Consider the following 13,704-nt stretch of genomic DNA (forward strand, 5'->3'; position numbering starts at 1 on the left):
TGTGCGATCACCCCTTACCGGACCGTGCCCACCGGGCCGCGCTCAGCTCCAGACGTTCCCCTGGTTCTGACCGCGGGCTCCCTGCTGACCCATGCCGTACTGCGCGGCGACGCCCTGGCCGATCTGGGCGTTCTGCGGCGGCAGCAGCTCGCTGGGCTGGACGAGCGCGAAGCCGCTGCCCATGAAGCTGAGCTCCCAGCCCTCGCCGGTGCTGCCGCGGCGCCGCCACACACCGGAGGAGTGCGTCTGGGCCTGCATCTGCACGCGCAGGCCGGTGGACCAGGCCACGATCGCGTCGGCGTCGCAGTTGACGTACTTGTCGGGTGTCACCTGCATCAGCAGCGGGGCGCCCGAGGTCATCAGGGCGACCTTGCCCCGGCCGGTGATGTTGAGCTGGTACTTCCCCGAGCCGGAGATGCCGTACAGGCTGTCGACCGCGATGACCTCGTGGTGCAGGGACGAGTCCATCGCCAGCACGTAGCTGCTGTCGACAGTGAGACCGTCCTGGTCGACCTCCATCACGTGGATGTGCTGGGCGAGGTTGGCGAAGAAGACCGTGCCCTGCCCGTGGCAGCGCATCAGGTCGAGGCCCTCACCCGTGTGCGCGCGCGAGCGTGACTGGTTGTTGCTCTGGTACTCGGCGTCGAACTCGACGAGCCCCTGGTAGGCGACCATCGTGCCCTTGCGGGCGAGCACGTCGTCGTGGCCTTCCAGGGCGACGCGGAGCATGTGCTTGTTCTGCAGACTCCAGGCTTCCTGGGTCTGCTGGTCGTTGTAGGCGAAAAGCGGGCTCTGCATGATGTTCTGGCTCCCCCTCAGCCCCGGACCCGGAGGCGGTCGGTGCTGTCCTCACTGGGCTGGACGACGACGATGCCCTGACCGGAGAAGGCCATCTGGTAGGCCTCGCCGCTCCCGCGGCCGATCAGCGACTGCGCCTTGAAGCTGCGCTTGCCCTTCACCTTCAGGTTCGGCGACCAGGCGACGAGCGCGTCCGGGTCGACGTACGTCTCGTCCTCGCCACCGCCGCAGTCGACCACGATCGGCTTGCCCCGGGAGGTCAGCGCGACCCAGCCCTGGCCGGAGATCTTGGTGTTCCACAGACCCTGCCCGGCGAACTTCGCCAGGCCCTTGACCCGCTCCACGCCCCAGGTGAGATGGGCGTCGAAGGCGAGCAGGTTGGTGGCGTTGACGGAGATTCCGTCGCCGTTGAGGTTGATGACGACGACGTTCGCGCCGTAGTCGGCGAGGTAGAGCAGGCCGTCGCCGGAGCACTTCATCAGGGGCGCGCCCTCGCCGGTCATCCAGTCCTTGGCGATCTGGCGGACGGCCGGCGGGTTGGGCTCGTACTGGACAAAGCCCTCGTAGGCGGTCATCGAGCCCACGCGCGCGAGGAGGTCGTTTCCGGTCTGCATGGCGACCTTCAGCATGTGGTTGCCGTGGTTCTCCATGCGGGCGGTGACCGGTGCGGGAGCGTAGCCCGCGAGCGGCTGGTTCATGTCGGGCTCTCCCTCAGATCTCGTACGGCTGGACGACGACGAAGTTGCCGGGCGCCGCCCGGAACTGCAGGTTGACGCTCTCGCCCGTGTCACCCGCGTAGGAGTTGCGGCGCATCCGCACCTGGCTGGAGACGACCACCTGGGCGGCGGCCGACCAGGCGACCACGGCGTTGCAGTCGGCGAACGTGGTGGGCGTGACCGGCAGCACCACGGGCACGCCGTGCGTCTTGACGACGATCGTGCCGGTGCCCTGGAACTGCATCGTGAACAGCGCGCCACCGGGGATGCCGTGCCCCTCGATGCGGCGGACCTCGTACTGGAGGCTCTCGTCGAAGGCCAGGACGTTCTCCGCGGAGACGCACACGGCGTCGCCCTGGAGCTCGATGGGGTGCAGCATCGCGCTGTTGTCGGCGAGGAACACCTGCCCCTTGCCGGTGCAGCGCATCAGCTGCATCTCCTGGCCGGTGGCGTTGCCCACGACCCGGCCGGCGAATCCGGCGCCCTTGTAGCTGAAGTCGACCTTGCCCTGGTAGAGCACCATGCTGCCCTGCCGGGCGAGTACGGGCTGGCCTTCCGCGCCGAGGTCGACGCGGACCATCTTCTTGTTCTGCTGCGTCCAGCGCTGTCCGGTCGCCGTCTCCTTGAACTGCTGGAGCGCGGCCATGACCCCGGCGCCCTGCGGCGCGCCCTGCGGAGCCCCTTGGGGCATGCCCTGCGGAGCCCCTTGGGGCATGCCCTGCGGGGCGCCGTGGGGCGCCTGGGGCTGGCCGTAGCCGGGAGGCGGGGCGGGCTGCCCGTAACCCTGCGGCGCAGTGGGCTGGCCGTAGCCCTGGGGCGGGGTCGGCTGGCCGTAACCGGGCGGCGGAGTCGGCTGGCCGTAACCGGGCGGCGGAGTCGGCTGGCCGTAACCGGGCGGCGGGACCGGGGCCTGGGGGGTCTGGGGCTGGCCGTAGCCGGGAGGCGGCGGGGCGGTCTGGCCGGGGATCTGCCCGTACGGCGGCTGCTGCCCGGGCTGGCCCGGCTGGCCGTACGGCGCGGGCGCCGGGGCCGGGGGCGGCACCGGGGAGCCGCCGGGCGGCGTGTTCACGGGCGCGACGATGGTCTGCGCGGCGTGCACGTCGGGCTCGGGCGCCGGGGCGGGAGCCTGGGGTGGCGTGGCGCCGGGCGGAGGGGCGAAGCCCTGCGGGGCCGGCTGCGCGTGCTGCGGCGCGGGGGCGGGAGCTGGAGCCGGGGCGCCGAACGCCGGCGGCGCCGAGGCCTGGGCGGGCGGGGCGAAGCCGGGGGCGGCGCCGGTCTGCGGCTGCTGCGCCTCGGGCGCCTCCTCTTCGGCGACCTCGCCGCCGAAGTTCCTCAGCAGCGCGTCCAGCCCGCCGTCGAAGCCCTGCCCGATGGCGGCGAACCGCCACACGTCCTTCAGATAGAAGTCACCCAGCATCACAGCGCGCTCGGTGGAGAACTCGGAGCCGTTGAACGGGTACCGGGCCACCTCCTCGCCGCCCGCGACGATCCTGATGTACCCGGGGCCGACCTGCGACATCTGCCCGGCGCCGTCGATCGTGGCCGTGAAGGAAAGCTTCTGGATCCGCGACGGGATCCTGTCGAGGGTGACCCGGAAGGACTCCGTGTCACCCGCCTGCGCACCCAGGAGCTGGATGGACTCCTCAGGGGTCTTCGGTTGGTTGAAGAACACGAAGTACTGGTCGTCGGAGAGCCGCTCGTCGGCGTCGAGACCGAAGCAGCTGATGTCGAAGCTCAGCCCGGGGCCGGAGATCTGCACGCCTACGTACAGATCCGTGCCCGAGGTGAGGTCACTGATCCTGGCCTTGTGGCCGCGTTGGAATTCCCTGGCCATGCGTTACGACCGTCCCCCATCCGAATACGAGTGCGTCGCGTCAGGCTAACGGCTAACCCGGACACCGGAGGAAGTCGGTACCGACCCGGTACAGAACCCGTGCGCGGCTGTGCCGAACACCCCACCGGGGCACACTCGGGGGCGCGCTACTCGCTGCGGGCGCCGGGCACGTGGGGCAGCCGGTCGGCGGCGACCACGCCCTCGAGGTAGCCCCGGGCCCGCTCGGTCCTCGGGTACGCCTCCAGCAGCCGCCAGAACCGGGGCCCGTGCCCGGGGACGAGCAGATGCGCCAGTTCGTGGAGGAGGACGTAGTCGACGACGTACTCGGGCATGCCCTGGAGGCGGTGCGACAGCCGGATGCTTCCCTCGGACGGCGTGCACGAGCCCCAGCGCGTGTTCTGGTTGGTGACCCAGCGGACCGAGGTGGGCCGTGCCCGCCCGTCGAAGTACTGGCCCGACAGGCGCTCCGCGCGCTCGGCCAGCTCGGCGTCGCCGAGGACTCGCTTGCTCTCCTGGGCGGCCAGCTTGTCCAGCATGACGCTCACCCAGCGTTGCTCCTCCGCCTCGGACATCCGGGCGGGGATCAGTACGACGGTGCGATCGCCCTCGCGGTACGCGGAGACCGTCCGGCGTCGCCGGCTGCTCCTGCGGACCTCGATCGCGCTCGTCCCCGAGCCGTTCGGCGGCGGATTCGTCGGTGCGTGCTGGGGCGCCCCGGCGCGGTGCAGTGGGTCGGCGGACACGCCACGACGTTACCCGTTGCACACGGGGAAGTCCCGGCTCCGGGATGGTTCGGTGCCGATCCGCCACCACACCTTTCGATCCCCGACTGATGTGTACGACTGGTTTGTATGACTGACCGGTACGACGAATACCCACCGCCTGTGGACAACTTTCGACGCCCGGTCGTATATCCGGGCATGCTGGCACTCGCCGGCGGATTCGCGGCCGACCACATGAATCAGCACGCGACCGACCACCGCCGGACACAGAGGACGTTCGACGACTTTCGGATTCTTACGGGGGATCTGGCATGCATCCGATGGTGAAACCCGCGCTCAGGCGCGGCTGGCGTGATCTGAACACCGTGCAGTTCGGAATGACGCCGGCGCATGCGCTGACGCTCGGACCGGTGGACACGGCCACGGGCAGCTTCCTCGAGCTGCTCAACGGCACCCGCGGGCCGGCGCTCCTGCGCGAGGAGGGGCATCGCATGGACCTGCCGGAAGGACATGTCGACCGGGTCGTGGAAGGGCTGGCGCGGGCCGGGCTCCTCGACGACTCCCGGGGCGGCGGACCGGACACCGACGCGCTGCGGGAGAAGAAGGACGTCCTCGACCGGCTCCGCCCCGACCTGGCCTCCCTGTCCCTGACCACCTCCGAACCGGGGGCCGCGATGAGGCAGCTGGCCGCCCGGCGTGCCCTGCGGGTGCGTGTGAGGGGTGCGGGGCGGGTGGGCGCGGTGCTGTCCGGCCTCCTGTCGGGCGCGGGCGTCGGCGAGATCGACGTGCTCGACGGCGGACGTGTCGAACCGTGGGACGTCGCCCCGGGCGGGCTCCCCGCCGAGTCCGTCGGTGACCGCCGGGACGAGACGGCCCGTCGTGTCGTCCGCCGGGCCGCGCCGGACCGTCCGCCGCGCCGCGGTCCCACCACGCCGCCCGAGGAGGGCGCACCGGGCTTCTCCCTGGTGGTCGTCGCCCCGCGCGACGACGTCGCGGTGCACACCCCCGACCCCGCCTCCGCGGAATCCCTCATGGCGTCCGGCACGCCCCACCTGTACGCCGGTGTCGTGGAGGGGACCGGTGTCGTCGGCCCTCTCGTCCTGCCCGGCGAGACGGGGTGCGCGGGATGTCTGTACGCCGACCGCGCCGACCGGGACCCGGCCTGGCCCCGTCTGGTCGCACAGTGGCGCTCCGGCAGGCAGCGGCAGGTACGGCCCTGTGACCTCACCCTGGCCACGACAGTCGCCGGCCTGGCCGCCGCCCACGCGCTCGCTTTCCTGGACGGCCGGACACCCTCGAGCGTCGGCGCACGCTGGGAGGTCTCGCTGCCCGGACTGCGGTGGCACACACGGCCGGTCCGAGCGCACCCCGCGTGCCCGTGCGGAGCCGCCGGAAAAGGTGGGCAGGAACACACCCCCGAGTATGGGGAGCGGCGCGCGACAATGGCTGGGCAAGGGCCGTCGACGGACGTACGCCATGAGGCAGAACCGGCGCGGCCGGCTGGGACTTGGAGGGCGCATGTCTGATCTTCCGCGCAAGGCGGTCACCCGAACCGCCAAGCTCGCCGCGCTCCCGCTCGGCTTCGCCGGGCGGGCGACCTGGGGGCTCGGCAAGCGAATCGTGGGCGAGTCCGCGGAGATCGTCGGCCAGCAGCTGCAGCAGCGCACCGCGGAGCAGCTGTTCAAGGTGCTGGGCGAGCTCAAGGGCGGGGCGATGAAATTCGGGCAGGCCCTGTCCGTCTTCGAGTCGGCGCTGCCCGAGGAGGTCGCCGGCCCCTATCGGGCAGCGCTGACCAAGCTGCAGGAAGCGGCACCGCCGATGCCGACACGCACGGTGCACTCCGTGCTCGCGGAGCGGCTCGGCGAGGACTGGCACGACCTGTTCCTGGAATTCGAGGACAAGCCCGCCGCGGCCGCCTCCATCGGTCAGGTGCACCGGGCGGTGTGGCACGACGGCCGCGAAGTGGCGGTCAAGGTGCAGTACCCGGGCGCCGGCGAGGCCCTGCTGTCCGACCTGAACCAGCTCAGCCGTTTCGCCCGCCTGCTGGGCCCGCTGGTCCCCGGCATGGACATCAAACCGCTGATCACAGAGCTGAAGGACCGGGTCTCGGAGGAACTGGACTACGACCTGGAGGCACAGGCCCAGCAAACCCACGCCGAGGAGTTCGCGGACGACCCGGACATCGTGGTGCCGGACGTCGTCCACCAGTGCGAGCAGGTACTGGTCACCGAGTGGATCGACGGCATTCCGATGGCGGAGATCATCGCGGACGGCACACCGGGGCAGCGCGATCGTGCGGGCCAGCTCCTGGCCCACTTCCTCTTCTCGGGCCCGGCCCGCACCGGCCTTCTGCACGCCGACCCGCACCCGGGCAATTTCCGTCTGCTGCCCGGCGGGCCGGACGGCGAGGACGACTGGCGTCTGGGCGTCCTGGACTTCGGCACGGTCGACCGTCTCCCGGGCGGCCTGCCCGAGCCCATCGGGGCGGCCCTGCGCATGACGCTGGACGGCGAGGCGGACGCCGTCTACGAGATGCTCTGCTCGGAGGGCTTCGTCAAGGAGTCGATAGAGCTGGACCCCGACGCCGTCCTCGACTACCTCCTGCCGATCATCGAACCGGCCCGGGTGGACGAGTTCACCTTCACCCGCGGCTGGATGCGGAGCCAGGCGGCCCGCATCGGCGATCCACGCTCCCCCGCGTACCAGCTGGCCAAGCAGCTCAACCTGCCGCCGGCCTACCTCCTGATCCACCGGGTGACCTTGAGCACCATCGGGGTGCTGTGCCAGTTGGGAGCGACGGTGCGGCTGCGTGACGAGCTGGAGGACTGGCTGGTCGGGTTCCTCCCCGAGGAGGAGGACGGGTACGAAGCGGAGGACGGGTACGAGGTGGAGGAGACGGCGGCGGAGGCGTGAGCCTCCGGCGCGCTGAACGCGCCGTGGGGGCCGGCCCGTTCGGACGGACCGGCCCCCACGGGCAGAGCGTCGCCTCCCCGACCGGGAGGCCATCGCTTCGGGTGTGGCCTGTTACTGCATGACCGCCATGGCGAGCGCGCGCCGGGCACGCATCGAGGCGCGCTCGGCCCGGCGCTGCATCCGGCGAGCGGTCGCCAGGCGCAGCGCCCGGCGTTCCCGCTCCGCCTCCTGCAGGCGGTCGTGCATATGCGCACGAGCCAGGGCTTCTGGGATGAGTTGCATCTCGCGGGTCCTGTTCTGACGCGAGTCCTTCGCGTCGCTGGTGGTGAAGTCCTCAGGCGTGGAGCCTGCGATGTCGTGGGTGGACGGCTTCATCGGGGCCTGCTTCTTGGGGTCGTACGTGAGGGGGCGATCGATCGTTCCTGCGGTGTTCATGCCGAGACCGGGTTCTTGCGCGGGCGGCCACGGGGCCGCTTCCGGGCGACGACGACACCCTGCACGAACAGCTCGCCACCCCAGACGCCCCAGGGCTCACGCCGCTCCTTGGCACCGGCGAGGCAGGCCTCGATCAGCGGGCAGGTGCGGCAGAGGGACTTGGCGTACTCGACGTCCGCCGGCGACTCGGCGAAGAAGACCTCCGGGTCGTAGGAGCGGCAGGGAACGGGCACGCCGAGGTTCTCGATGGCGTCGTCGAGCGCGGTGAGCGCGGTGAGCGGGGTCAAGGTGGGGTCCTCCGTGGGGACGGGCTTGGGGATCGTGTCGGAAGGCGGTACGGACGGGGCGTGCGCTTCGAGTTGCACGGGGTTTCTTCCTCGTCTGGTCGTTCCGGCCGGTCGGCCGGGTGGCGGCTTGGTACCGGGTTCTTTTCTTGTCCCGAGGCTCCTTCGTGCTGTCGCCCCCGTTCGGGGACAAACAAAAGGGCCGCGGATCCCGGATGGGGTTCCGCGGCCCTGAAGGCGCCTGCCTGATCGGCGATCAGGCTGGATCACTCCAGGGTTCTGGCCCACGGAAGGCCCACATCAGGTGGTGCTGCGTCGTCTGCTTCCGGAATCCGGCACCGGTCGCGGTAAAGGCATAGGCATGCGCCTGTGCCTCTACTGCTGCTTCCAGTGCCTTGGTCGGTCGCTCATTGCGCTCGCGGACGGGAAGGCCGGCGGGAGCAACGGAGGCGGCGGCCGGACGCACGGCACGAATGCCGGACAGACCGGTGCCCGGGTTGGAAGCGCCGAGCATGCACAGGGAGACGGCCGAGCGATCGGTCATTTTGGCGGTGGAGCTGATGGTGGAGCTGAAGTCGATGCTGATCACTGAACTCGCCTCCTCTCGGCGTCTCGGGGGGACTGGGACGAACCAGTCCGCGGATATGCAAGTACAACACGGATTCAGGGCCTTCGGGAAGGCCGCTGCTCCCGTGACCAAGAACCTATGGGGATTCCTGGGGCATGCGCAAACTATTTTTTCGACGAGTTCGTTTCAGCCGTCTCCGTCAAGCCGCGCTCCGTCCCGGCCTGCGCAGATGGCCAGGACGTCCGCCCCGTAACGGTTGAGCTTCCGCGCCCCGACACCCGGGATCCGTGCCAGCTCGCGCTCGTCCTCCGGGACGGACTCGGCGATCGCCATCAGCGTCTTGTCGGTGAAGACGCAGAACGCGGGCTGCCCGCTGCTTCCCGCCTGGATCGCCCGCCACTCGCGCAGCCGCTCGTAGACACCCTCGTCCATGTCGGACGGGCAGTCCTCGCAGCGCATCAGCTTCATCTCACCGGCGTCGGTGAGCGTGCGTCCGCAGACCCGGCAGCGGGCCGGGGTCCGCTGCGTCCGTCTGGATACGGCGGCCGCTGTGCCGCCGCCCCCGAAGCCGCGCTCGACGCCGCCCGAGCCACCCGCGGCCGTACGCCCGCCTGTCGTCCCCGAACCGGGCCGCAGCCCCTTCAGGAAGCGACTGGGACGGCGGTTCGGCCGTCCGCCGGGCGAGCGGGCGAGCGCCCAGGAAAGATGGAGCCGTTCGCGCGCACGGGTGACGCCGACGTAGAGGAGGCGGCGTTCCTCCTCGATCTGCTCGTCGGTCTTTGCGTAGGCGATCGGCATCATGCCCTCGGTGACGCCCACCAGGAAGACGACGTCCCACTCCAGGCCCTTGGCCGAGTGCAGGGAGGCGAGGGTGACGCCCTGCACCGTCGGGGCGTGCTGGGCGCCCGCCCGCTCGTCGAGCTCCGTGACGAGGTCGCTCAGCGTGGCGCCCGCTCGGGCGGCGGCGAAGTCCTGGGCGAGGTTGGCCAGGGCGGCCAGCGACTCCCAGCGCTCGCGGACCGCTCCCGAACCGGCCGGGGGCTGCGTGGTCCACCCCTCCCCGGACAGCACCGCGCGCACCTGGGAGGGCAGGTCGACGACGTCGTCGAGCAGGGAGTCGTTGCCGCCGAAGCGCGCCGCGGCCCTCAGGGAACTGATGGCCTTGCGCACCTCCGGGCGGTCGAAGAAGCGCTCCGCGCCCCGCAGCTGGTAGGGGACGCCGGCGTCGGCGAGGGCCTGTTCGTAGGTCTCCGACTGGGAATTCGTGCGGAACAGGACCGCGATCTCGGCGGCCGGGACGCCCGAGTCCATGAGCTCGCGGATGTGGCGGGCGGCGCCCTCGGCCTCGGCCGGTTCGTCCGAGTACTCGGTGTAGACGGGCTCGGGGCCCGCGGAACGCTGGGAGACGAGTTCCAGCCGGTGGTCGGCGGCCCGGCCCCGGGCCTGGGCGAGCAGACCGTTGGCGAGGTGGACCACCTGCGGGGTGGAGCGGTAGTCGCGGACCAGCTTGACGACAGTGGCGCCGGGGTGACGACCGCGGAAGTCGAGCAGATGGTCGGGGGTTGCTCCCGTGAACGAGTAGATCGTCTGGCTGGCGTCGCCGACCACGCACAGGTCGTCGCGGTCGCCGAGCCACAGCTCCAGCAGTCGCTGCTGCAAGGGGCTGACGTCCTGGTACTCGTCGACCACGAAGTGCTGGTACTGGGCCCGGACCTGCTCGGCGACATCGTGGCGGTCCTGGAGGACGGCCACCGTCAGCAGCAGCACGTCCTCGAAGTCGATGACACCCCGCCCGCGCTTGAGGTCCTCGTAGGCGGCGTAGAGCTGGGCGATCTCGGCCGGGTCGCGGGGCACCTCACGGCCGGCCCTGGCCGCCGCCAGGGCGTAGTCGGCGGGGACGGTCTGGGTCACCTTGGACCACTCGATCTCGGCGGTGGCGTCGCGCAGCTCGCCCCGGTCGAGGCGGATGCGGCAGGCGGCGGCCGCGTCGGCGACGAGTTGGATCTTGCGGTCGACGAGCCGGGGCAGGGAGCCGCCGATCGCTTTCGGCCAGAAGTACTGGAGCTGGCGCAGCGCCGCCGAGTGGAAGGTGCGGGCCTGGACGCCCGCGGCCCCGAGCTGGCGCAGCCGGCCTCTCATCTCCCCGGCGGCACGGTTGGTGAAGGTGACGGCGAGCACGCTGGAGGGCTGGAGGATCCCGGCGCGTACCCCGTAGGCGATGCGGTGGGTGATCGCCCGGGTCTTGCCGGTACCGGCACCGGCCAGCACGCACACCGGGCCGCGCAGGGCGGTCGCCACCTCGCGCTGCTCGGGGTCGAGCCCGTCGAGCACCGCGTCGGCCGAGTCCGGTACCTGCGGGAAGAGGGTGGAGTGCGTTGCTGCTGTCACACTGCCATGCTGCCAGGTCGTGGGAGACGCGTGAGTCGGTTGTCCACAGGCACGCACCGATAGTCGTACCGATGCGACAGGTATCACGCGTCGCGGTCGCGTCTGTGCTCGCCGGGAATGGTGCCGCCTTCGCGGACGTTGCCTCGATGCGACCTCATCCCCGAGCCGCCTAAGGAGCGCGATAGACATGCCGGGCACTGTGACGATGTACAGCACCACATGGTGCGGCTACTGCCGTCGGCTGAAGGGCCAGATGGACCGCGAGGGCATCGCGTACACCGAGATCAACATCGAGCAGGACCCGGAGTCCGCCGCGTTCGTGGAGAAGGCGAATGGCGGAAACCAGACGGTGCCGACTGTGCTCTTCCCGGACGGCTCGACGCTGACGAATCCGTCGCTGGCGCAGGTGAAGCAGAAGGTCGGCGCGTAAGCGATAGCGCGGAAGCGCTCAGAACGCTGTAGAGGGGTGGCCCTTCCCCGCGGGGAAGGGCCACCCCTCTACGGCGTCCGGTGTCAGAAGGAGCCGCGCGTCGGCAGGGGCTTGCCGTACCAGAGCTCGATGAGGCGGGCCGCGATCGAGATGCCGTAGGGCGGGAGCACCTCACCGGACTCGAAGGCCGCGCCCAGATCGTCGCGGGAGAACCAGCGGGCCTCGTGGATCTCGTCGCCGTCGACGTTGATGTCGGTCGAGGTGGCCTGGGCCATGAAGCCCAGCATGAGGCTGGACGGGAAGGGCCAGGGCTGGCTGGCGACGTACTCGACGGAGCCGATGGTGATGCCGGCTTCCTCGTAGACCTCGCGGCGGACCGACTGCTCGATGGACTCGCCGGGCTCCACGAAACCGGCGAGCGTCGAGAAGCGGCCCTCGGGCCAGTGGACCTGGCGGCCGAGCAGGATGCGGTCCTCCCCGTCCGTGACCGCCATGATCACCGCGGGGTCGGTGCGCGGGTAGTGCTCGGCGCCGCAGGCGGGGCAGCGGCGGATGTGGCCGGCCGCGGCGATGACGGTGCGCTCGCCGCAGCGGGAGCAGAACCGGTGCAGGCGCTGCCAGTTCTCCAGGGCGACCGCGTGGGCGAGCAGGCCCGCGTCGCGGGGCGACAGGAGCAGGCCGGCCTCGCGCAGGCCCGCCGCGCGGGCCGACTGGTCCATGCGGCCGGGCAGGGAGTCCTTCTGGAGGGCGAAGTAGCTGATGCCGTCCTCGTCGGTGCCCAGGAAGTAGCGGTGTGCCTCGGTGAGCGGGGCCTCGAAGGACGGGGTCATGACGAGTTCGGTGCGCCCGTCGGGCGTCTCGTCGATGAGGGCCTGGCCGCCGGAGACCACGAAGCAGCGCGTCGAGGGGTGGCTCCACGCCGCCGCGAGCCAGGCCTCGTCGAGGCGATGGTGGGCGGCACGGTCGATGCCGCTCGGGGCGGTGAGCGAGATGGGACGGTCGGCTGTGTGGTCGGTCCAGGTGGTCACGGGTGCTTCCAACTCCCCCGGTGAGCGGTTCGGTGCGGCAGGCGGTTCGGCGGGTCGTACGGCGGGCGGGTGGCGACCGGGTCCGGGAGGGCTCGGCGGTGCGGGGCGGCCTTTCCAGTGTGCCGCGCGCACGATGCCGGTCCGGACCGCGAGCGTGCGGGGCGTTCAGGGCGCGTGGCGCCAGTGCTCCGCCAGGTCGCCCCACAGGTGGGCGGAGGTTTCGACGCCCTTGAGGAGCAGGTCCAGTTCGACCTTCTCGTCGGGGGCGTGCCAGCCGTCGGACGGGACGGAGATGCCGAGGAAGAGCACCGGTGTGCCAAGGACCTCCTGGAGGTCGGCGGCCGGTCCGGAGCCGCCCTCTCGGGTGAAGCGGACGGGTTTCTCGAAGGCCCGGCCCATGGCGCGGACCACGGACCGCAGCGCCGGGTGGTCCAGCGGTGTCAGGCACGGGCGGGTGGCCGCGCCGAAGGTGATCTCGCAGCGGATCCCGGCGGGCACCTGCTCGGCGGCCCAGGCGCGGACGGCCTTCTCGACGTGGCCGGGGTCCTGGCCGGCGACCAGCCGGAAGGAGAGCTTCACCATGGCGGACGACGGGATGATCGTCTTGCTGCCCGGGCCCTGGTAGCCGCCGCCGATGCCGTTGACCTCGGCGGTGGGGCGGGCCCAGACGCGCTCCAGGGTGGTGAGCCCGGCTTCGCCGTGGGCCGCGTACGACTTGGCCGTACGCAGCCACTGCCGCTCGTCGAAGGGGAGTTCGGCGAAGAGGTCACGCTCGTGGTCGGTGAGTTCGATCACGCCGTCGTAGAAGCCCGGGATCGCCACGCGCGCGTGCTCGTCGTGCAGGGCGGCGACGAGGCGGGCGACGGCGGTGGCCGGGTTGGGGACCGCGCCGCCGAAGGAGCCCGAGTGGATGTCCTGGTCGGGTCCGTGCAGCCGGATCTCGCACTCGGCGAGACCGCGCATGCCGGTGCAGACCGTGGGGGTGTCCTCGGACCACATACCGGTGTCGGAGACGACCACCGCGTCGGCGGTGAGCCGCTCGGCGCGCTCCTCGACCAGGGCGCGGAAGTGCGGGGAGCCGGATTCCTCCTCGCCCTCGATCAGCAGCTTGAGGTTCACCGCGGGGGCCGTGCGGCCGGTGGCGGCGAGGTGGGCACGGACGCCGAGTGTGTGGAAGAACACCTGTCCCTTGTCGTCGGCCGCACCGCGCGCGTAGAGGCGGTTCCCGCGGACGACGGGGTCGAAGGGCTCGCTGCTCCAGCCGTCCTCGCGGGCGGCGGGCTGCACGTCGTGGTGGCCGTAGACGAGGACCGTCGGTGCTTCCGGGTCGCCGGAGGGCCACTCCGCGTAGACGGCGGGGGCGCCCGGGGTCGGCCAGACCTCGGCCGTCGGGAAACCGGTCTCCTTCAGCTTGGCTGCGAGCCAGTCGGCGCTGCGGCGCACATCGGTCGCGTGGTCGGGCTGGGCCGACACGGACGGGATACGCAGCCATTCGACGAGGTCGTCGAGGAAGGCGGCGCGGTGCTGCTCGATGTACGTACGGACAGCGCTGACAGCATTGTCAACGGGGTGGCTCATACTCACGAGC

General features: G+C 71.3%; 13 protein-coding genes. 3 read left to right on the forward strand and 10 right to left on the reverse strand.

The features are described 5' to 3' along the window. Positions 1-42: 42 nt before the first annotated feature. The 4 genes from QC283_RS03795 to QC283_RS03810 form a co-directional block, all read right to left on the reverse strand. Complete coding sequence (locus QC283_RS03795; RefSeq protein WP_279559884.1) at positions 43-798, reverse strand: AIM24 family protein; 756 nt, start codon at positions 796-798, stop codon at positions 43-45. Positions 799-815: 17 nt separating this feature from the next. Then, positions 816-1,496 carry an AIM24 family protein gene (locus tag QC283_RS03800; RefSeq protein ID WP_217246527.1) on the reverse strand — a complete coding sequence of 227 codons (681 nt, stop codon included), beginning with the start codon at positions 1,494-1,496 and terminating at the stop codon, positions 816-818. 13 nt (positions 1,497-1,509) lie between these two features. Beyond that, the gene (locus tag QC283_RS03805) at positions 1,510-3,348 is read right to left on the reverse strand and encodes a TerD family protein (RefSeq protein WP_279559885.1); all 1,839 of its coding nucleotides are present in this window, start codon (positions 3,346-3,348) and stop codon (positions 1,510-1,512) included. Positions 3,349-3,494: 146 nt separating this feature from the next. Further along, a complete protein-coding gene (locus QC283_RS03810; protein WP_279559886.1) occupies positions 3,495-4,091 on the reverse strand; it encodes a M48 metallopeptidase family protein in 597 nt (198 codons plus the stop codon). A 290-nt stretch (positions 4,092-4,381) separates the two neighbouring features. Between QC283_RS03810 and QC283_RS03815 the strand changes: the two genes are divergently transcribed. Together QC283_RS03815 and QC283_RS03820 are read left to right on the forward strand one after the other, a co-directional pair. Further along, positions 4,382-5,596 (forward strand): TOMM precursor leader peptide-binding protein, encoded by a 1,215-nt coding sequence (locus tag QC283_RS03815; RefSeq protein ID WP_279559887.1) that lies wholly within the window; start codon positions 4,382-4,384, stop codon positions 5,594-5,596. Then, positions 5,589-6,983 carry an ABC1 kinase family protein gene (locus QC283_RS03820; protein WP_279559888.1) on the forward strand — a complete coding sequence of 465 codons (1,395 nt, stop codon included), beginning with the start codon at positions 5,589-5,591 and terminating at the stop codon, positions 6,981-6,983. The genes QC283_RS03815 and QC283_RS03820 overlap by 8 nt, the downstream gene beginning before the upstream one ends. A 111-nt stretch (positions 6,984-7,094) precedes the next feature. Here the strand turns inward: QC283_RS03820 and QC283_RS03825 are convergent, their stop codons facing one another. The 4 genes from QC283_RS03825 to QC283_RS03840 form a co-directional block, all read right to left on the reverse strand. After that, positions 7,095-7,418 carry a hypothetical protein gene (locus QC283_RS03825; RefSeq protein WP_279559889.1) on the reverse strand — a complete coding sequence of 108 codons (324 nt, stop codon included), beginning with the start codon at positions 7,416-7,418 and terminating at the stop codon, positions 7,095-7,097. Next, positions 7,415-7,783: a WhiB family transcriptional regulator gene (locus QC283_RS03830; protein ID WP_279559890.1), complete on the reverse strand. Its 369-nt coding sequence runs from the start codon at positions 7,781-7,783 to the stop codon at positions 7,415-7,417. The genes QC283_RS03825 and QC283_RS03830 overlap by 4 nt, the downstream gene beginning before the upstream one ends. 175 nt (positions 7,784-7,958) lie before the next feature. Then, on the reverse strand, positions 7,959-8,291 hold the full coding sequence (locus QC283_RS03835; RefSeq protein WP_279559891.1) for a hypothetical protein: 333 nt from the start codon (positions 8,289-8,291) through the stop codon (positions 7,959-7,961). 165 nt (positions 8,292-8,456) lie between these two features. Continuing rightward, complete coding sequence (locus QC283_RS03840; protein ID WP_279559892.1) at positions 8,457-10,658, reverse strand: ATP-dependent DNA helicase UvrD2; 2,202 nt, start codon at positions 10,656-10,658, stop codon at positions 8,457-8,459. 187 nt (positions 10,659-10,845) lie between these two features. Between QC283_RS03840 and QC283_RS03845 the strand changes: the two genes are divergently transcribed. Beyond that, the gene (locus tag QC283_RS03845) at positions 10,846-11,088 is read left to right on the forward strand and encodes a mycoredoxin (RefSeq protein ID WP_279559893.1); all 243 of its coding nucleotides are present in this window, start codon (positions 10,846-10,848) and stop codon (positions 11,086-11,088) included. A gap of 83 nt (positions 11,089-11,171) precedes the next feature. Here the strand turns inward: QC283_RS03845 and nudC are convergent, their stop codons facing one another. Beyond that, positions 11,172-12,116, reverse strand: a complete 945-nt coding sequence (gene nudC, locus QC283_RS03850; RefSeq protein ID WP_279559894.1) for an NAD(+) diphosphatase — start codon at positions 12,114-12,116, stop codon at positions 11,172-11,174. 165 nt (positions 12,117-12,281) lie between these two features. Further along, entirely contained in the window at positions 12,282-13,694 is a 1,413-nt protein-coding gene (locus QC283_RS03855; RefSeq protein WP_279559895.1) for a dipeptidase, read from the reverse strand. Between the last annotated feature and the right edge of the window lie 10 nt (positions 13,695-13,704).

It is taken from the genome of Streptomyces sp. DH41, assembly GCF_029813785.1.
Taxonomy (GTDB): Bacteria; Actinomycetota; Actinomycetes; order Streptomycetales; family Streptomycetaceae; genus Streptomyces.

Coding starts and splice junctions, on each gene's coding strand:
- QC283_RS03855 (WP_279559895.1), bottom strand. CDS start 13,694: ATGAGCCACCCCGTTGACAATGCTGTCAGCGCTGTCCGTACGTACATC.
- QC283_RS03815 (WP_279559887.1), top strand. CDS start 4,382: ATGCATCCGATGGTGAAACCCGCGCTCAGGCGCGGCTGGCGTGATCTG.
- QC283_RS03845 (WP_279559893.1), top strand. CDS start 10,846: ATGCCGGGCACTGTGACGATGTACAGCACCACATGGTGCGGCTACTGC.
- QC283_RS03820 (WP_279559888.1), top strand. CDS start 5,589: ATGTCTGATCTTCCGCGCAAGGCGGTCACCCGAACCGCCAAGCTCGCC.
- QC283_RS03795 (WP_279559884.1), bottom strand. CDS start 798: ATGCAGAGCCCGCTTTTCGCCTACAACGACCAGCAGACCCAGGAAGCC.
- QC283_RS03805 (WP_279559885.1), bottom strand. CDS start 3,348: ATGGCCAGGGAATTCCAACGCGGCCACAAGGCCAGGATCAGTGACCTC.
- QC283_RS03825 (WP_279559889.1), bottom strand. CDS start 7,418: ATGAACACCGCAGGAACGATCGATCGCCCCCTCACGTACGACCCCAAG.
- QC283_RS03800 (WP_217246527.1), bottom strand. CDS start 1,496: ATGAACCAGCCGCTCGCGGGCTACGCTCCCGCACCGGTCACCGCCCGC.